The organism is Synechococcus sp. MU1611 (assembly GCF_020514255.1).
In the GTDB taxonomy this organism is placed as follows: Bacteria; Cyanobacteriota; Cyanobacteriia; order PCC-6307; family Cyanobiaceae; genus Parasynechococcus.
The window spans coordinates 414,027-432,264 of the sequence record NZ_VTLC01000002.1; the positions used below are offsets into that span (position 1 = coordinate 414,027).

The window sequence follows — 18,238 nt, forward strand, 5'->3', positions numbered from 1 at the left end:
TAGTAAGAAGATTAAAGCGTTATATGGCTGGCGGAGATAAGTGATCCAGGGAATCAGAACTCGTGCATTAGACATAGATGCTTTCAGTGCATCAGATCGACTTTTCAAAGGGTTCCTCTCGAGAGTAAGCCTACTTGGAATATCATCTGCTCTCTCTTAAGTCAAAACGGTCAATGGGGGTTTTATTCAAAGCTCAGGTAGATCAGTTCTAGATCTCGATAGCTCGGTAGTATTGCTGAAGCGTACAGATTATCTACCCCTTAGTTGTGATAGCTTTTTAAGTCAGAAAAAAAGCCCCGTTCAACGGGGCTTTTAATTGCTTGATAAGTCAACTTAAAAAGGGACAAAAAAAAAGCCCCGTTGAACGGGGCTTATAAATGAGCGACTAATCAGATCAAGTGAACGCAACTTCGATCGTGTCGCCGCGGACGACTGCCGCACTGAGGACGGTTGCAGCACCACCGGAAGTAGCTGACATTTCGATCACCAAGTCATCAGCAGTACCGCCATTCTGTGCACCACCCTGAACGAACAGGAAGGTGTCAGTGTTGATGCTGTAAACAGCAACGCTGCCTGCGTCGAGACGTTGATCCAGAGCAGACACTGCGTCAGCGTCAGACCAGGTACCGCTGAATTGAGCAACGTTCGTACCACCTGAGTGGATCAGGACTTGACCAGCTTGTGCGCCGGACCGCAGAACGTTGTTGCCGCTGTTGGTAATCGGATCGGCAATTGCAGATGCGTTGACGACAATCGCGTCTTGATCGGCATCCACCATGCCAGCACTGATCTTGTCGAAATTCGACGAGACGATGGTGGACTCAGTTGCGGTTGCGTAGGTGTTAACGAAACCACTGACAGTACCGCCAAGGCTGATGGTGTCAGCACCAGCACCACCGTTGATGGTGTTAGAGCTGGTCAGAGCAGCACCAGCAGCACCAGAGATAGCGCTAACGGTGATGATGTCACCACCGCCGCCGCCGTTGACGATGTTTTCGCCACTGGCGACCATTGCCGAAACGGTAATGGTGTCAGCACCAGCACCACCATTGATGCTGTTGCCCATGCCAGAGAAGCCATCGATATCGATGACGTCTTTGCCGAAGTTGCCACCAATCAGGAGACCGGTCTGTGAATCGGCGGAGTAGGTGATGGAGTCAGCACCGCCGGCACCTTGGACGGAAACGGAACTGATGGCATCACCGTTGATGGTGAGGGTGTCAGCGCCAGTTCCACTTTCACCAACGGTGTCGCCGCGGAGGATGGAATCATCGATGTTGCCTGCACTGAATGTGACGGAGTCAGCACCTGCACCACCGTTGATCGTTGCAGTGGAGCTGGTGCAGACACCATCATGGTCATGGTGTCTGCACCAGCTCCACCCTGGAAGAAGCTGCGGGTCAGGGAAGCACCAGTAAGAACGATGGAGTCAGCACCACCGCCACCATTGATGGTGGAACCAACGTCACCGCCCATTGCGGTAAGGGTGACGGTGTCATTGCCGGCACCACCAGCAATGATCGCGGAATTACCGGAGAAGGCGCTGATGAAGAGGTTGTCAGCACCGTCGTTAAGACCGATGGTGAAGGAATTGGATTCGAAACCACCAGTGAACTGGAGGGTGTCGGCTCCGCCACCGCCTTGGAAGAAACCGACGGAGGCAGAAACGTTGGAAGCAGAAATTACGTCGCTACCAGCCCCGCCAAACACGCTCCAGTTGGTGCCTTCGATAGCGGACAGGGCAATCGTGTCGTTGCCGAGGTTGCCCGCGATCAGTGCGTTCGCGGCAGAATATGTTGCGGGATCACCGGTTCCATTGCCGTCGGCAGAAATGAGGTCGTTGCCGGCTAGACCGCGGATAGTGACTCCACCAGCGGTTCGGAAATCAATAGTGTCGTTCCCAGACGTACCCGTATAGACGGTGTTCGCCTGAGTAATCAGGTATGCAGAAGCCACAGGAAGAGAGGGCAAATGAAGACGCCATACCGAATTTAGGCATACAAGCCTCTCTGGTCAACTCACGTGGACAACACTCGATCTATCACAGCCACCCAAGCCTCATTAGTCTTGGTATGAGAATATCGCTCTGCTGTGGCTCTTGCGGCCTCTCTCCTTCTTAATGTCTTCAGGTTTAGCTCTAGGCACTGTCCGACAGGCTCCACAAGAAATCCCGGTTGGATAGATGCGAGAAGTAACGAGTTCTCTTTCGTGCAAAATTCTGTATTGGTTGCTACTGAATTTGCGATTATGTTGCAGCCACTAGCCATTGATTCCAATAAGCTCCAGCTCGCTACGTAAGGTTGGGTTAGGTACACGTGGATCCAGCTACGTGAAAGCCAATCCTGATATTTGTTTTTCGTCAGCCTTCCTACAAACTTTATACGATCGGAATCAATCCATTCACTCAACAGTTTTTTTGCGTAGCGTCCCCAAGATCTTTGATCAAGTGGTGGTTTCCCCCCGTAGTTGATCGTGTCTTCGCCAGCAATCTCGATATGTAAGTCGTCATATTTTGACATTAGAGTTGGAATTTCATTTACAAATTCGGGAAAACACCTCATAGGCTCCATTCCCCTTGTTCCATACGTCAGGAGTGGTTTAGGCGCGAGTGATTCACCGAGATTTCGTGGACGGTAGAAATCGCAGTCAATTCCATCATGAATTATACTAGTATTCTTTTGAAGTAATTTTGGTAATTGTTGGCATTGCCAGTGTGTAGGTGCAACTATTGCGTCTGAATTTACCAACTCGAGAGACATTGTCTGATTTCTGGAGAAATATTTATGAGCTTTACTCTTTTTCATCCCTAAGTGATGATTATTTGGTGTGTAGTGAAATATTTCACTATCTTCCTTAAACCACCACTCAGAGTAACAGATATGTTTGGCAGCTGGCCAAACCAGCTTTGTGTAAACACCACATCCCCATCCACTATGACTTATCACCACATTTGGCTCCCACCCCCTTTTTTTTGCTTCATTCATCCCATGCAAATATTGACTTGCCCTCATATTTGATCTGGAATTTTCATCTTTCGTTTTATTTATTAGCTCATCATGGCCTGCAAAACCTTTTAAACAGATTCTTTCTACACCAGGAATTTGTCTATTATAATGTGTCTGGCATATAAATTTAACCCTGTGCCCGGCGTGTGCTAGGTGCTGCGCAATGTTTTTGAATTGTCCTGGGAAATTCGGATGCAAAAATAGTACATTCATCGCCATGAATCTGAATTCTCAGATTTTAATTGAAATTAAGCCTGAACCCATTCTCGACACTGATAAACTCGTTTATTGTATCATCATAATGCTAAAGCTTATTTCATGGGATTACCTCGAGCTCTTCAAGCCCACAAAAAGGGAGATCTCCAGCAGGCTGAGGCTGAATACCTCCGAGCTATTGATCAAAATGTCAAAAATCCAATAATTCACCAAAATTATGGGGCAATTCTTCGTAATCGAGGTGAATTAAATAAAGCAAAAAGTATTTACGATGAGGGTCTTAGCCTTTTCCCTTCCCATCGCCCTTTATTGCAAAATGCTTGTAATTTATATGCTGAGATGGATGATCATGTCAACGCGTTTCATACTGCCTATCGCCTCATCACTCTTCTCTTCAAAAAAACACGTGCCGATAAAGATTCGATTAATCGAAAAATTCTTGATGATCTCTATGCATTGATGATGCGTAGCCTGAAATCTCTTGGTTGTTATAATCTTGCCTTATCAATTGCTCATTCTAGCATCAAGACCATTGGCATATATCCTCAGACTTCATTAGAGCTATATTCCCTTTTATCCACCATCAAGGACTCATCTGCTTTTGATATTCCTCGCAATCTAGAGCAGCAACTTCTAGAAACTATTGAAAAATTTGCAATTGAAGACTTCGAGATCAAGGGACGCTCTAATTATTATTTAGTACTCGCTCAACTACATCTTTCTAAGGATAATTTAACTGCTGCACTTGCTAGTTATGAAAATGCGATGTCTTCCCTTCGCAATCTTCCTAATCCTGTGGATAATACTAAGGTAAATATTAAATCCCTTCAGCAAAACTTCGATGTTGGTAGTTGGAATCTGGGATGTTCTCTACTCAATTTTGGTGACTTTGAGCATGGATGGAAATTATTTGAATATGGTCTGCGTTCACCTGCTCCTGGACCTCAGAGATGGCAGAGAGCTGTCAAAAAGCCATTTACAGATAAGGAATTGCCACTTTGGCGTGGTCAATTCTCGGACTCGTATAAACTTCTACTAATTGAAGAGCAAGCAATTGGTGATGTAATGATGTTCCTAACCCTTCTTCCACGATTAATTGGTCGCTTTAAATCGATTGCAATTCTATTAAATGATCGTCTTATACCAATATATCGAAGAAGCCTAGCCTCACTGGGCTCACCCTATAACTCAATTAAGATTTGGTCATTTAAGGAATTTCGTGCCTCTCTAATAGATCCTAGTCAATATGATTTTCAGTCTCCTGTTGGTTCAGTTTGTCAGTATTTGAATTTCCCCTCTGAAAGCAGTCAATCAATCCCGCTTAATCATGAAAAACAGTTGAAACTGTGCTACTCCTCAACCCGTGAATCTTTACGTGACAAATATTTGTCCTTCAATGGGCATAATGTAGAACGTCTTGTTGGAATTAGTTGGCGTGGTGGAGGTAGAGGAAAACGTATTCAACAAAAATCAATGGATCGCGATCTTTTCAACCGTTTACTTCTGCCGATACCTGGAGTACGTTATGTGAGTCTTCAATATGGTGAAGAATTAAATGATGTAACTTATTGGCAGCAGAAGGGAGTCGACGTTTTGTGCGATTCTTCTATTAATCCTATGAAAAATATGGATTTGTGGTTGGATCAAGTCGGTTCTTGTGACGCTGTTATTACTGTTGCCAACACAACTGTTCATGGATCTGGTGGACTTGGAATACCAACCATGTGTCTTTTAAGCCAGTTTTATGATTGGAGGTGGTTAGCATCAAAGACTAATAGTAACTCTTATTGGTATAATTCAGTAGGCATTGCTCGCCAGGAGAAAAACTCCTCTGATTCCAAAAAATCATGGGATAAAGCGATTACTTTAGTTAATAATTGGACCAAGCAAGGCTTTCCAAACCCCATTTCATTCTTCTCCAACTAAGTCATGTCAAAAGTTACCAATTCTCTTCTTTTCAATGACTATGAGGCTGACTTAGTCGCTTTCACTGAATTGTTTCACCAGCGACGTTTTTCGGATATTATCGACGTTTTTTCGCCTGTCGTAGGACAGCTAAGTGTTTACCCTAATCACGCATTTGTCTATGCTGCAGCACTTGTGAAATTAGGCGATTTTGCTAAGGCAAATGACATATTAGTTGAGCTCGAAGGTGCTCTAAGTGGCTCTGCAGATTTTCTTAGTTTGTTTGGGATTGTATCTCGTCGTTTAGGTCATCTACAAAAAGCGGCTTCTTTGACAAAGCAAGCTCTGCTTATTGAACCTACTTCATTGGCTTTCAAAAATAATTATGCAAATGTTCTCATAGACCAAAGTAATTATGAATCTGCCATTGATATTCTTTCCAATATCTTATCCGAGAATCCTGGTTTTCAAGACGCACAAACTAATTTTGATCGTGCCAAAGCGCTTAAGAATTCTTCCAATCCCTCCAGCGCTGAACAAGAGTGTTTAACGCTATCCGAACAATCTATTAGTTTCGATCCTCTATCCTTGTCTTTTAGTGAAGAGGAGGTTTTGCAAGCTGCTAATTTAATTAAACCTGATAATTCAAAAGCTGCTAAAGAAGTTGCCCAACTTCTTCCAAAACCAACCACTGACTCTGTTCCAACTGACAGACTTAAACTTGCTGGAATTGCTGTATCAGAGCAAAAACCGCAAGTTGCACTTGAGCAGTGCAGACATGCTTCTAACCAATTGGGATCTAACCCCGAAGTTTATGTGCATGCCTCCGATGCTTATATACAACTCAAATCCTTTCATGAAGCAGAAATTTGCTTGTTGCATTCAATGAATATCGGTACACCGACAATTATGAACTACATTAATTTAATTTCTCTCCTGTCATTGCGGTCTGACATTTCGCTTGCAGAATACTATCTGCAGAAAGCTCTCGGTGACTATCCCATGAATCCCGATTTGCTTAAACAAAAAGCTCTGATTGCTAAACGTCGTGCAGATCTCTCTTATGCGGGATATCATTTTTCCGAAAAATGGGTAGCTCCTGCATTCTCTGAAAAGCAGATTACTTTAACAACTGCCTCCTCTTGATGGCATCTTTTTGTATTATTTACATTGCTACAGGGAAAAAGTATATAAATGAGGCTATAACAAGCGCCACGCGTTCTCGTTCTTATATAAGTAATACCCCAATTTATTGCTTTACTGATGAGCTTGATATAGCTGCTTCATCTGGAGTATTTGATCATGTTATCTTGCATCCAAATGCTACTTACTCCTATCGGGATAAGATATTGCCATTGCTTCATTTGCCTTGTCGATACTGTCTTTTCCTTGATTCTGATGCAGTGTTACTTACTGATCCATCTGCATTTTTAAGTATCTTGTCTCATTATCACTGCGCCGGCGTTTTTGCACCTGTACGTATTCCTTCAGGTTGGATTGATAGTTCAATTCCAGCGCTATTCCCTGAGATAAATACAGGTGTACTTTTTCTCAAGCGTTCTGTTCGGCAATACCTTTTAGTGCGTCATTGGCTGTATATGTATGACTATTTACTTCGTACTCACAACCAGTCTTGGGATCAAGCATCCTTCCGCTCATCACTCTGGAGACTAATGACCTATCTTGGACTGAATTTCCTATCACTTCCGTCTGAATCTAATTTACGTCTTACCAAACCTTGGGTGGTTGGCAAAGGTTCACCCGTTTTTATTGTTCACGGCAGAGTGCCTCAAGATGAGTGGGATAATCTTGTCGACTATCTAAATAATGATACTACAATCTTTCGCACATGGAATGAATGGCTAAGAAGATATCCATCCTCAGCTTTGATCCTTAAGATCCCTCCACAGCCATTGGGCTGAATTTCTTTTATCTAATTCTAATTTTAATGCTTCGCGTAAATATATGAATTTTTTATTTTTCTGGATATTCCTTCCTGTTGCCAAAATATTAATTGCCTCCTCTTTATCCTTGATTGGCTTTGTTGCCCATATTATCTCACCCGATCTCTTTGATATCATTTTTAGGTCTCCTTTTATAATTGCTATTTCGTCTTTAAATTCAGAAACAACATAGTCTTGTTTTGCCATCTCGAATTTTAGTTTTTTGTTTTCTGGAGCTCCTTGCATTAGTTTACTTATTAAGATTATCGCCTTGCTCAGACTTATAGGCTTGTCGATAATTTCTGGCCTTTTGGGTCTTATCCAATGATGAGGTTCGCAGTAAATTAGAGGTACTCGAATCGCACTTTCTAGGAAAGTTCCTTTATAGAGACAATTGGCATCCCCTAGGTGCTCGCCATGGTCAGACGTTACTGTAATTGCTGTATTTTTTGAGTCTTTTCTCTTGTTTAGAGCCGATATTATTTGTCCCAACTGATCATCTAGTAAAACCAGATTGTCTGCATAGTCTTTTCGGCACGCTTCGATACTTTCCGTGCTTAATAAATCAGACCACTTATCCTTTGTTTGTTTTAGTATTGAATCTTTTGGTTGCTGCTTTATCCACTCTCCTGCTTTTGCTGCTTCTGGTAATATTATATTATTGTGCATGCCTCTCCACGGCTTTGGCGTATCAAAAGGTTCATGGGGACCGCAATAACTTACCCATAACAACCACGGACGATCTGTTGGCAATTCTGTGATCTTTTGGATGGCATTACGTGTAACCCAGATGTCTGGATATAAATGATTTGGTAATACTGTTTCTCTCACGGCCCATGCTTGTTCATTAAAGCCTCTCCCATAACGTTTTTCGAGATCTTCTCTATGCTGTTCTAGTACACCAGCCCTCCGCCATTCTTCTGTTAGCGCACACTCGAGCCTCCTCATTGCTCTTGGACCACCTATCTCTAACAAATCATCAAACCCTAGTTTCTCTAAAAGACCCTTGTTATCTCTAAGATCATATGCTTTATTGTGCGGCGTCCAGTGTGTTTTTCCCACTAAACAAGTGTGCCAACCTTTGCTTTGAAGTTCACGCACGAAGGAGGGTGCATCATCAGGCATCCACGCCTCAGTATTCTCAGTCACTCCCATTTGGCTCGGCTCTAGACCTGTTAACCAGCTGAATCGTGCAGGAACGCAGTGAGGACTGCTTGTATAACATCTTGTCGCTGTTAAACCACGATAAGCTAAGCGCGTTAAGTTTTTTAATTTCACTACTGGTTTATAAGGATTTCCCCAATCTCCTCGCCATTGATCAAATGTTATAAGGAGTAGATTTCTTTCTTTATCCCTTTTCATTTTCATTAGTGCAGGAATGGGTCAATGGTTCGCCAGCTACTCCATATAAGCCAACCAGTTCTATTTTCAAGCTTACTGTTTTTGTATCTTTGAGTATATTCTAATTTTACCGAAACAGGCACTTTGTATTTTAAATTTCCCAGCATGACTTTCAACGCAAGCCGTCTTAGATATTTCCCTAGTGACTTAATGCCTTTATTCTTTTGTCTTTCTAGCATATTCGCAATCATCAGTGCTCGTAAATTTAATAGTGGTAATGGTCTGTTCTTTTTCATCTCAATCGCTTTTTTGATCATCTTCTTATCGCACCCCATAAAACATGCTACTGACGCAGCAGATGATCCTTCTATTAATACTTCTGCTTTATATGTATATACATCAAAGTCGACACTCTCGATTTTTTCAATGACTGACCACCAACGTTTCTGTAAACCTATTTGATCTCCAAACAAGTTTGCTTCTCTTGATCCAGCCTTCGGCGGATTCCACTGGCTCCAACCTTCATGTAGTACTGCAGTTGAGTATCTTGACTCCAATAGTTCTACGGGGTCTCGTCTAAATAACGTGACGAGAATTGGATTGCATCCTGCTTTTTGCATGCTTCTAATCATTCTTTTGATTTCACGTACTCGAGTTAAGCGACTAGTAGCTAACTCGGTACTGATTATCATGGCATCTTTTTTGCATCTTGTAGCTGTTTTTACCTCTTGTCTTAGGCGTTTGAAGACTTCAGTCTGATATTTCTTCAAATCATTACTTGTCTTAATGCCTCTTCTTTGTGTTCCATCATCTCTTCTTTTTTTATTATAGCCCAAAAATGATACTTGCCGATGATTTATCGCTCCCAATGTCTGGGGTACATGCCAACCCATCTCGGCTAAGCTTTGTCGCTCTTCTGCCAACCATGTTTGAATTGCCTTTGAGCCTGTCTTTTCCATACCGATATGCAAAATAACAGGTATATATTCTTCCCCCTCTCCGTTATTTTCTCGCTCTTTGAGCCATAACTTCCAATGGCCAAGCTGATTATTCTCTTTCATTTTTCGATAATTGCTTTGTGAAGCTCAACATCTAACCTGTATAAGCTATTGAACTTTTCATTCTCACTTGCATTATAATATTTTTCTAGTTTTTTTTCGCTGTTGTTAGTTGGTCTATGTCCGAGGCTTTGCGAATTCGGAAATTCAATCTTGGTATTGTACTGCTTGTTGAACCACTTAGATGCTACTTCCTGTTGTGTTATGTCCCATATCATGATCTGACTTGTATTGAGATCGCTCATTTTGTTAATTCCAAGGATTTGATGCATTTGTCGCCAGTGATCATTCATCTGCTTTCCTTTGATTAAATTTGTATGTATATTCCAGTTCAGAAACTCCAGGAACGTTGGCCGCCTCTCTTCTGTTATTTCTTGCTGACTAAGGATTGAAGGGATCACTATTCGACTAAACGAAGAGTTCGGGTTCCGATGGTGCAGTACCTTATCCAGGTATCCGCTGAGAACTCTTGCCTTTGGTTCTCTTATCATTCCACAAACTTTTAACTCTCCGTCCCTAAGTTTTTGTCTAAACACTATCTTATCCATCTCATGCATATTACTTACATACGGTAGTGGTAATTCCTGCCCATTGTGTACCGTTTTGTAAGTGATATTACTCGTTAGCTGTCTCCCCATCACCTGCCAGAGAAATATCTTCCATGATGTACATGCTACTTTTGGTATAAAAATAAATACAATTCCTTTGTCTTTTAGCCAGATAGAGTGTTCAAGACTTGGTTTCATCATGCTTTCCTATTTGCTTTTAATTTTTTGAATGGTTTTTTAGCTTTCGGACCCCAATGCCAACTTACTGAATCGCAATCGTGGATGTGCTTGACTTCTCCAGCCTCTCCACATTTTTCTTTTCTTCTCCCTGGCATGCACCTTTTATAGCCAAATGTCTCAAAGTCTATTTCATAGATTCTTTCAGCAAGTTCTATTTCTTCATCTGTCAGGCGAATGCTTGACTTTTTAGTTTCTAAATCTTTTGATTTCATTTGAATTGCATTTTGTAATGCCTTTGGCCATTTCAGTTTTTTCGCCAGTTCCTCGATGTCTTTATTAAGGCTTTCGCATCTCAATAAGTAATCTACTTTTGCATTTGGTCCATAGTGTGTAAACCTATGTATTGGTAATGAGTGTATAAATCGTGGGTCCAATTCACTATGTTTGCTCTTTAGTCTTTTGTAATAATCCCTACGCATTTCTATGTTCAGTTTTCTTTCTGTAACCATCTTTTCATGCTGCTTTGACTTCTGTCTGTAGTATTCATTTACTGCGGACGGAAGTCTCATGTATGGTTCTCGTATGCATGCTATTACTTTGTAGCGATTTAGATATTTAAATTGTGCAAATGTTCTGAGATCTGATAGTGGTAAATGCGCTAGATCCACATATCTATTTAGTATTGTGCTGTATTCATAATTCCATAGCTCCTCAATTGCATTCGGTTCTGCACCTTGTTTGAATATCCATCGCAATTGCTTGCCTGCGCATTTTGGTACGTGTATGAAAACCAGTTCAAGATCATGCCGAATGATCATTTCCTCTTGTCCTCTTTTAGGTCTTCTGGGTTGTGGTATGTGCTCCCCTCCATTATATCCCTTGATCTTTCATTTTCTATGCCCATTTTCTCCAATTGTTCTATCCAGTGAATTTTGCCACAACAACTGTCTACAATCCATGAGATAGTTAAATCCTCGTAAATCTGTGACTTTACAAACTGCCAGCTGTGTAATGCAAAATCCCCTACTGTTTGAACCGCTTCCGGCATCAGTAAATAACCTGCCCCGCCTGACATCCAGATTTTTGGTCCAATGCCTTCATAGGGTTGCCAATTACTTTTTCCTTTCGATTTTCCTAAATGCCATCCTCTATCGATTTGTAGAGGTGTTTCTACGCTTATTGGTGAGCCTGCAGCCTTTGCTCCCTCCAATATCATTTGATTTCTCAGGGTTTCTATCTTTCTGCTGTCAATTGACTTTGTGTCCTCGTCAACTTTTACTACTGTCGTGCCTCCTTTACCTAATTCAATTGCCAGGCATCCCCATATTATTTTCTCTGTAAGTCCTTCGTAGCCGTCTGAGCAGGGTAGTTGCAATATCCCATATTTATTGTCATATTTAATCTTCCAGTCTGCCTTGTTCTTGCTTCCTACTATACCTACTACTGAAAATTTGGTTTGTGCCTGTCTAATTCTTCCAATTGTATTTCTTAATTGCTTCTCATTTTTTATGCATCCAACGACCATAATTATTAAATTACCCTTTCCTTTTAAGCTGTTTCTGAATTTTTCCAAAGATTTTCTGTTTAATCTTCTTAGGTATTTTCTTGTTTCATTTACTAGTTCTTTATCTGTAGGGTAAAGTGCCAGTACTGGCCTCAAGCTTTGCAGTAAGTTTAAATTATGTCCATGTATTCCTAGGCTTTTTAGTATTGCAAATGCCCATAAACGTCTTCTCGCTCGTGCGGTTAAACGTGCTAGCACTCTTTTTTTGTTTTGATAATCTGGCTTTTTGTGAATATTTATTCCCTCGAGCACCTCGCCCCATCTCTTCAGGCTTTCATCCCCTGATTTGGTCTGTCCCACCCCTTTGTTGCACCGCTTACCCATTTTCTACACCAGATTTCGGCCATTCCTTCAATTTTTGCACCTGCGTCGGTAGGGTGATGCGCTGTTTCAGTAGCGCCTGTCGCCATGCTCAAGGTCCTGCTGGGTGACCCCAATGCCCGCAAGCTTAAGCGCTACCAGCCGATCGTTTCTGATATCAATTTGCTGGAAGAGGAGATCTCTCCATTATCAGACGACCAGCTCCGCGATAAAACCTCCGAGTTTCAGAAGCGTTTGGCTACCGCTGGTTCACTCGCCAACCAGCGGCTGATTCTTGACGAGATTCTGCCGGAGGCTTTTGCTGTTGTCCGCGAAGCCGGTAAGCGCGTGCTGGGCATGCGCCACTTCGATGTGCAGCTCATTGGCGGCATGGTTCTGCATGAGGGCCAGATCGCCGAGATGAAGACCGGTGAAGGCAAAACCCTTGTGGCCACTCTCCCCAGCTACCTCAATGCCCTCACTGGCCGGGGCGTGCACGTGGTGACGGTGAATGATTACCTGGCGCGACGTGACGCCGAGTGGATGGGCCAGGTGCACCGCTTCCTCGGTTTATCCGTGGGTCTGATCCAGCAGGATATGCGCCCCGAGGAGCGCCGGCGCAATTACAACTGCGACATCACCTACGCCACCAACTCTGAGCTGGGTTTCGATTATCTTCGCGATAACATGGCCGCCGACATCAGTGAGGTGGTTCAGCGCGAGTTCCAGTACTGCGTGATCGATGAGGTGGATTCGATTTTGATCGATGAGGCCCGCACCCCGTTGATCATTTCTGGCCAGGTGGAACGGCCCCAGGAGAAGTATCAGCAGGCGGCCGAGGTCGCTACTGCTCTTGTACGTGCTTCAGAGCTCGGCAAGGATGGCATCGATCCCGAGGGCGACTACGAGGTCGATGAGAAGCAGCGCAGCTGCACCCTTACCGATGAAGGCTTTGCCAAGGCCGAGCAAATGCTTGGAGTGACGGATCTGTTCAATCCTCAGGACCCCTGGGCCCACTACATCACCAACGCCCTCAAGGCCAAGGAGTTGTTCGTGAAGGATGTGAACTACATCGTGCGCGACACCGAAGCGGTGATCGTGGATGAGTTCACTGGCCGGGTGATGCCGGGTCGCCGTTGGAGTGACGGCCAGCACCAGGCGATTGAGGCCAAGGAAGCCCTGCCGATTCAATCTGAAACCCAGACCCTCGCCTCGATCACCTACCAGAACTTCTTTCTGCTGTATCCCCGCCTTGCTGGCATGACAGGCACCGCAAAAACCGAAGAGGTGGAATTTGAAAAGACCTACAAACTCGAAACCACGATCGTTCCCACCAATCGGGTGCGTGCCCGCCAGGACTGGGCCGATCAGGTGTACAAAACCGAATCAGCCAAGTGGCGCGCCGTGGCTAATGAAACCGCCGAGATTCACAAGAATGGTCGCCCTGTGCTGGTGGGTACCACCTCCGTGGAGAAGAGCGAACTGCTGAGTTCGCTGCTGGCGGAGCAGGAGATCCCCCACAACCTCCTCAACGCGAAGCCTGAGAACGTGGAGCGTGAATCTGAGATCGTCGCCCAGGCAGGCCGCGCCGGCGCTGTGACCATCGCCACCAACATGGCGGGGCGCGGCACCGACATCATCCTTGGAGGCAACAGCGACTACATGGCCCGCTTGAAGTTGCGGGAGGTTCTCCTGGGCCGTCTTGTGAAGCCAGAGGACGATCACAAGCCGCCACTGCCCCTGCAACGTAGTGCTGGCGCCGGTGGGTTCGCCGATGCCTCAGCCCCAGCCCAGCCCAGCAGCGGCGAGAGCCTCTACCCCTGCCCGCTCACCGACGACACCGATCAGGCCCTGGGCCAATTGGCCCGTGAGCTGGTCAAGGCCTGGGGCGACCGTGCCCTCACGGTGATTGAGCTGGAGGAGCGCATTGCCACCGCTGCTGAAAAAGCCCCCACCGATGATCCCCAGATTCAGGCGTTGCGTGAGGCGATCGCCCGGGTGAAGGGGGAATACGACGTGGTGGTGAAGCAGGAGGAAGCCCGGGTGCGTGAGGCTGGTGGCCTGCATGTGATCGGTACCGAACGCCATGAATCGCGCCGGGTGGACAACCAGCTGCGTGGCCGGGCTGGTCGCCAGGGCGATCCCGGCTCCACTCGCTTCTTTCTTTCTTTGGGAGACAATTTGCTGCGGATTTTCGGGGGCGACCGCGTTGCCGGTCTGATGAATGCCTTCCGCGTTGAGGAAGATATGCCGATCGAATCCGGCATGCTCACCCGTTCGCTGGAGGGGGCTCAGAAGAAGGTGGAGACTTACTACTACGACATCCGCAAGCAGGTGTTCGAGTACGACGAGGTGATGAACAACCAACGTCGTGCTGTGTATTCAGAGCGCCGGCGTGTGCTGGATGGTCGCGCCCTCAAGAAGCAGGTGATCGGGTACGGCGAACGCACCATGGACGAAATCGTGGAGGCCTATGTGAATCCGGATCTTCCACCCGAGGAATGGGACCTTGGTCAGCTGGTGGGCAAGGTGAAGGAATTCATCTACCTGCTGGAGGATCTCAACCCTGATCAGGTGCAGGGCCTTGGCATGGAGGAACTCAAGGCTTTCCTACAGGAACAGCTGCGTAATGCCTACGACCTCAAGGAAGGCCAAATCGAGCAGCAGCGGCCCGGGTTGATGCGGGAAGCCGAGCGTTTCTTCATTCTTCAGCAGATCGACACGCTTTGGCGGGAACATTTGCAGGCCATGGATGCTCTAAGGGAGTCGGTGGGCCTGCGTGGCTATGGTCAAAAAGACCCTCTTATTGAATATAAGAATGAGGGTTATGACATGTTCCTCGAAATGATGACTAACATGCGGCGCAATGTGATCTATTCGATGTTTATGTTCCAGCCACAATCTTCGAAGAGTTAGGGATAATTGTTTCTGTTCTTCAGCCCCTAGGCTTCGATCTTCGTTAGGGCCTCCTTGACGCTGTCAAGCATCGTTTGTTTGTTGTACCGCTTTCGGATCTCTTCTGAGGCGGCCAGCAGTTGTTTTGTTAATTGTTTTTGATTCTGATTGATAGCGTTGTCTAGGGTCTTGGTTGCTAAAACGAATTGCAGGTAATCTCCGACGGCAATTTCTTGTGTGGTTCCAAATGCTTTACCTATTTTGAAAAGTTCCCTTCCTCCTAATCCCGAGTAACCAATGACGCTGCACCCACTGGCCATCGCTTCGGCAACGGGGAGCCCGAACCCCTCTGGATGGCCGAATGAAAGCAAAAGAATGCTGTTTCGCATTATTTTGATGACTTCCTCTTGTGGGCGTTTGTGGATGGGGATGATTGACCAGCCATGGAACCAGTCACATCGCTTAAGAAGCTCCAGAACGATCATGGAGTCTTTTGAATTTTTTCTTGGGAAATAGCAGAGCTGCCTTTTCTTGGTTTTCCCGGGTTTGAATAGCTCTGTTTCAATTGCATTTTTAATGATGCTGACTCGGTTGTTTCCCGCCTGAAATCCTTCGCTGATGAGGCTTTTGTCGTGTTCGGATACGCAAATAATATGTCTAATTCTTTGGCTTTGATATATGTCAATCAGGCCGGCAGGTCGATGCATGTTTTTGGCTTCTGGCGGGCCAAAACTGTAGGCAGTATTTTGGTTGAAGATGATCTTGGGAAGCTCTGGGGCAAAGGTCAAGAATTCGCCGTTGTAGGTCTCTGGCATGACCACGATGTCCCTCTCAGGGGAAAGGTCGGTTTGTTTGAGCCAATTCGTTTCGCTGATGGTATTGACCCTACTTTCAAACCAGCCTGGATGGAATTCAGCCTTGTCTTGAATCAGTGTTGCTTCTCGGTCGAGCTTCCCCAATGCCTCCGCTAAACGGTGTAGTTGCTTGATGCCGCCGGTTGGATGGGCCACGTCTGGCTTAACCAGCAGCCAATAGCGATAGCTTTCGGATCGATTGACCGTCATCGCTTGCTTTTAAGTTGTTCGGCAAATCGCCCCACCATTAAATCTTCAGAGCCATTCAGATATGTGGCATGGTCTGTGGCCATGCTGTGTCCATGACGTGCAATTGAAATTGCGAGTTTATAGCTGACGACGTAGCACTTCCCGCTAAAGAAATTGGGAATTCTTGTGTTGTTCGGGAAGATGGTTTCGAGGCTGATGGATGCTCCTTTTTTCAGAGCCCAATTCTCAATCCCTCTGCGTTGTGGATTGGTGTGTTGAAACAGTCCATTGTAATTTGTACCTCCGGTCAACGGTTCTTCCATCCGGTTTTGGATGAACTGCAGGAGAGCCCTCTGGTCAATCGGTTGACGGCCTTGGTATTTAATTCCGGCGAGTTTATGCCTCATGCAGCTGAGGTCCAGCTTGATTAACTGCCGGAATCGAAAGTTCCGGCAGCAGTAGCGCATCATCCTATGCGTCTTTAGGCTCAGTTTCTCGTACTGCTCTGGTGTTGCCAGTGTCAGTCGGCGACCATGGAATTCGTCGCGTTCTCCGCCGGCCCACACTTCTACAAGTCGTGCATCTTGGCGATTTCTAATCAAGTTACCCAGTTCAGATCCGTCGAATACTTCCAACAATTCTTCGTCCTGGTCGCATCCATAGAGGCAGACCAGTGTGTCTAGGCGTTTGGTTTTGGTGTTGTCATGCCAATGCCAGTAATGCGTCGTTTTGGGTTCACTTCGGTTCCAGGATATGCTGTTTGATCCTGTCAATTGTTGCAAATGAATGGCATCAGGGAATGTCAGTGATCGTGCACAGAGTTGAATGCGGTTGCAATGCCATCCTCGTTTTAAATCGTCTGGACTGAAGATTCGGTTGAGGTATTTTTTGCGTGCATGCCCTTGGCTCCGGACGATGTAGTGTCGTAGTACAAAGTCTTCGTCCGCGAGCTTTACTTCTTTGGCTGAAGTTGCGCTTAATTCGTGTCCGCCAGCCTTCGTGTTGCTCAGTTGCGTAGCTCGCTGCCATCCCCGCATTAGTCGCTTTGGTTTGGGGGCAAAAAAGTAGTAGTGTTCGGCTTCTTTCCCTTTGCATGTTGGTAGGAATACGAATTCTTCAAAGTTGATTGCATTGCAGCCTTGGCTGTCCAAGCGTCGTATGGCATCAATTAACCGTTCGCCAATTCTGTTGCTCTGGGGCCATTCATCGGCGTCTAAATGTAGAACCCATTCATGCTCCAGTTGTTCAATTATCTTTTGTTTGGCTAGCAGTTGTTCTTTAAGGTCGAAATGACCCTTCCAAGCAAGTGTCTCAATCCGCTTAATACCTCTTCCCCGGTGTTCTTTAGCCCAAGCGAGTGTTTCGTCGGTTGAGCTGTGGTCTAGCAAAATTACTTCTAGTCCCTCTTCCAACCAGCGTGGCAGGAACTTTTTGAGATTTTCATGTTCGTTTCGACAGGCGACTATTGCTGCGCATCGCAGTTCTTGGCTCATTCCGCAGTTGTCTCCCCTAGGAACTCCAGGATTTCTCGGTCTTTCAGGTTTTGCGATTCGCCACGACACACTTCTCGTAGTGCTCGGCCCTCCGCTACTTCCCGTAGGCAGCGCTGAAGGTTGCCGATGGTACTTTCTAGTTCATCGATCCGCTCCATCAGATTGCGGATCACGCTCGCCTCGGCATCAGGCAGTGCGGAGTGAGCCAGGGGGTTGATCCGCACGCCGCTTTGGTGGATTACCCGTCCAGGGATGCCCACCACCGTGCAGTCGCTTTCCACGTCCCGCACCACCACCGAACCGGCGCCGATGCGGGTGTTGGTGCCGATTTTGATGGCTCCCAGCACCTTGGCTCCAGCTCCGACCACCACGTTCTCCGCCAGGGTGGGGTGGCGTTTGCCGTTCTCCTTGCCCGTGCCTCCCAGGGTCACCCCCTGGTACAGCAGGCAGCGGGGGCCGATTTCAGCGGTTTCGCCGATCACCACCCCCATGCCGTGGTCGATAAACACGCTGTGGCCGATGCGTGCTCCCGGGTGGATTTCGATGCCGGTGAGAGCCCGGCCGATCTGGCTAAGGCAGCGTGCCGCCAGCTTCAGGGGCAGACGGCAGGTCCAGAGGCGATGGCTGATCCGGTGCAGGCTGATCGCCTGGAAGCCCGGGTAGCAGCACACAATCTCCAGCCAGCCGCGGGCAGCCGGATCGCGCTCGCGGATGATAGCGAGGTCGGCACGGATGTGATCAAACATC

Annotated in this window: 15 protein-coding genes; 4 read left to right on the forward strand and 11 right to left on the reverse strand. The window is 46.2% G+C overall.

The window, feature by feature from the left end; genetic code table 11:
* Positions 1 to 394: 394 nt before the first annotated feature.
* The 3 genes from FZZ92_RS06590 to FZZ92_RS06600 form a co-directional block, all read right to left on the reverse strand.
* Entirely contained in the window at positions 395 to 1,066 is a 672-nt protein-coding gene (locus tag FZZ92_RS06590; RefSeq protein ID WP_226422838.1) for a hypothetical protein, read from the reverse strand.
* Between the two features lie 50 nt (positions 1,067 to 1,116).
* The gene (locus FZZ92_RS06595) at positions 1,117 to 1,956 is read right to left on the reverse strand and encodes a calcium-binding protein (RefSeq protein ID WP_226422839.1); all 840 of its coding nucleotides are present in this window, start codon (positions 1,954 to 1,956) and stop codon (positions 1,117 to 1,119) included.
* A gap of 62 nt (positions 1,957 to 2,018) precedes the next feature.
* Entirely contained in the window at positions 2,019 to 3,224 is a 1,206-nt protein-coding gene (locus tag FZZ92_RS06600) for a glycosyltransferase (protein WP_226422840.1), read from the reverse strand.
* Positions 3,225 to 3,323: 99 nt separating this feature from the next.
* Here FZZ92_RS06600 and FZZ92_RS06605 point away from each other — a divergent pair, with 99 nt between their 5' ends.
* The 3 genes from FZZ92_RS06605 to FZZ92_RS06615 are packed head-to-tail and all read left to right on the forward strand — an operon-like array spanning position 3,324 to position 7,048.
* The gene (locus FZZ92_RS06605) at positions 3,324 to 5,147 is read left to right on the forward strand and encodes a hypothetical protein (protein WP_226422841.1); all 1,824 of its coding nucleotides are present in this window, start codon (positions 3,324 to 3,326) and stop codon (positions 5,145 to 5,147) included.
* A gap of 3 nt (positions 5,148 to 5,150) precedes the next feature.
* Positions 5,151 to 6,272 carry a tetratricopeptide repeat protein gene (locus FZZ92_RS06610; protein WP_226422842.1) on the forward strand — a complete coding sequence of 374 codons (1,122 nt, stop codon included), beginning with the start codon at positions 5,151 to 5,153 and terminating at the stop codon, positions 6,270 to 6,272.
* Entirely contained in the window at positions 6,272 to 7,048 is a 777-nt protein-coding gene (locus FZZ92_RS06615; protein WP_226422843.1) for a hypothetical protein, read from the forward strand. The genes FZZ92_RS06610 and FZZ92_RS06615 overlap by 1 nt, the downstream gene beginning before the upstream one ends.
* Here FZZ92_RS06615 and FZZ92_RS06620 read toward each other — a convergent pair.
* From FZZ92_RS06620 to FZZ92_RS06640, 5 genes are read right to left on the reverse strand one after another with little or no spacing between them, the layout of a single operon-like run.
* On the reverse strand, positions 7,007 to 8,437 hold the full coding sequence (locus tag FZZ92_RS06620) for a sulfatase-like hydrolase/transferase (RefSeq protein WP_226422844.1): 1,431 nt from the start codon (positions 8,435 to 8,437) through the stop codon (positions 7,007 to 7,009). The genes FZZ92_RS06615 and FZZ92_RS06620 overlap by 42 nt on opposite strands.
* Positions 8,437 to 9,471, reverse strand: coding sequence for a hypothetical protein (locus FZZ92_RS06625; protein WP_226422845.1), 1,035 nt, complete (start codon positions 9,469 to 9,471; stop codon positions 8,437 to 8,439). The genes FZZ92_RS06620 and FZZ92_RS06625 overlap by 1 nt, the downstream gene beginning before the upstream one ends.
* A complete protein-coding gene (locus tag FZZ92_RS06630; protein ID WP_226422846.1) occupies positions 9,468 to 10,214 on the reverse strand; it encodes a sulfotransferase family 2 domain-containing protein in 747 nt (248 codons plus the stop codon). The genes FZZ92_RS06625 and FZZ92_RS06630 overlap by 4 nt, the downstream gene beginning before the upstream one ends.
* On the reverse strand, positions 10,214 to 11,014 hold the full coding sequence (locus FZZ92_RS06635) for a sulfotransferase family 2 domain-containing protein (protein WP_226422847.1): 801 nt from the start codon (positions 11,012 to 11,014) through the stop codon (positions 10,214 to 10,216). The genes FZZ92_RS06630 and FZZ92_RS06635 overlap by 1 nt, the downstream gene beginning before the upstream one ends.
* Positions 11,011 to 12,060: a hypothetical protein gene (locus tag FZZ92_RS06640; RefSeq protein WP_226422848.1), complete on the reverse strand. Its 1,050-nt coding sequence runs from the start codon at positions 12,058 to 12,060 to the stop codon at positions 11,011 to 11,013. The genes FZZ92_RS06635 and FZZ92_RS06640 overlap by 4 nt, the downstream gene beginning before the upstream one ends.
* Before the next feature lie 108 nt (positions 12,061 to 12,168).
* On the opposite strand from FZZ92_RS06640, the gene secA reads away from it, so the two are divergent.
* Entirely contained in the window at positions 12,169 to 14,976 is a 2,808-nt protein-coding gene (secA, locus tag FZZ92_RS06645) for a preprotein translocase subunit SecA (protein ID WP_226422849.1), read from the forward strand.
* Positions 14,977 to 15,002: 26 nt separating this feature from the next.
* Here secA and FZZ92_RS06650 read toward each other — a convergent pair whose 3' ends face one another.
* Genes FZZ92_RS06650 through cysE form a run of 3 tightly spaced genes read right to left on the reverse strand, consistent with a single transcriptional unit; the run spans position 15,003 to position 18,237 of the window.
* A complete protein-coding gene (locus FZZ92_RS06650) occupies positions 15,003 to 16,019 on the reverse strand; it encodes a glycosyltransferase (protein WP_226422850.1) in 1,017 nt (338 codons plus the stop codon).
* Positions 16,016 to 17,491 (reverse strand): glycosyltransferase, encoded by a 1,476-nt coding sequence (locus tag FZZ92_RS06655; protein ID WP_226422851.1) that lies wholly within the window; start codon positions 17,489 to 17,491, stop codon positions 16,016 to 16,018. Before FZZ92_RS06655 ends, FZZ92_RS06650 begins: the two co-directional genes overlap by 4 nt.
* On the reverse strand, positions 17,488 to 18,237 hold the full coding sequence (cysE, locus tag FZZ92_RS06660; RefSeq protein ID WP_226422852.1) for a serine O-acetyltransferase: 750 nt from the start codon (positions 18,235 to 18,237) through the stop codon (positions 17,488 to 17,490). The genes FZZ92_RS06655 and cysE overlap by 4 nt, the downstream gene beginning before the upstream one ends.
* Position 18,238: the final 1 nt, after the last annotated feature.

What these genes read in the sequence shown, in the direction of transcription:
- FZZ92_RS06620 (WP_226422844.1), bottom strand. Translation starts at nt 8,437, where the DNA reads ATGAAAATGAAAAGGGATAAAGAAAGAAATCTACTCCTTATAACATTT.
- FZZ92_RS06630 (WP_226422846.1), bottom strand. Translation starts at nt 10,214, where the DNA reads ATGAAACCAAGTCTTGAACACTCTATCTGGCTAAAAGACAAAGGAATT.
- FZZ92_RS06635 (WP_226422847.1), bottom strand. Translation starts at nt 11,014, where the DNA reads ATGATCATTCGGCATGATCTTGAACTGGTTTTCATACACGTACCAAAA.
- FZZ92_RS06590 (WP_226422838.1), bottom strand. Translation starts at nt 1,066, where the DNA reads ATGGGCAACAGCATCAATGGTGGTGCTGGTGCTGACACCATTACCGTT.
- FZZ92_RS06615 (WP_226422843.1), top strand. Translation starts at nt 6,272, where the DNA reads ATGGCATCTTTTTGTATTATTTACATTGCTACAGGGAAAAAGTATATA.
- FZZ92_RS06605 (WP_226422841.1), top strand. Translation starts at nt 3,324, where the DNA reads ATGGGATTACCTCGAGCTCTTCAAGCCCACAAAAAGGGAGATCTCCAG.
- FZZ92_RS06655 (WP_226422851.1), bottom strand. Translation starts at nt 17,491, where the DNA reads ATGAGCCAAGAACTGCGATGCGCAGCAATAGTCGCCTGTCGAAACGAA.
- FZZ92_RS06625 (WP_226422845.1), bottom strand. Translation starts at nt 9,471, where the DNA reads ATGAAAGAGAATAATCAGCTTGGCCATTGGAAGTTATGGCTCAAAGAG.
- FZZ92_RS06650 (WP_226422850.1), bottom strand. Translation starts at nt 16,019, where the DNA reads ATGACGGTCAATCGATCCGAAAGCTATCGCTATTGGCTGCTGGTTAAG.
- FZZ92_RS06610 (WP_226422842.1), top strand. Translation starts at nt 5,151, where the DNA reads ATGTCAAAAGTTACCAATTCTCTTCTTTTCAATGACTATGAGGCTGAC.
- secA (WP_226422849.1), top strand. Translation starts at nt 12,169, where the DNA reads ATGCTCAAGGTCCTGCTGGGTGACCCCAATGCCCGCAAGCTTAAGCGC.
- FZZ92_RS06600 (WP_226422840.1), bottom strand. Translation starts at nt 3,224, where the DNA reads ATGGCGATGAATGTACTATTTTTGCATCCGAATTTCCCAGGACAATTC.
- cysE (WP_226422852.1), bottom strand. Translation starts at nt 18,237, where the DNA reads ATGTTTGATCACATCCGTGCCGACCTCGCTATCATCCGCGAGCGCGAT.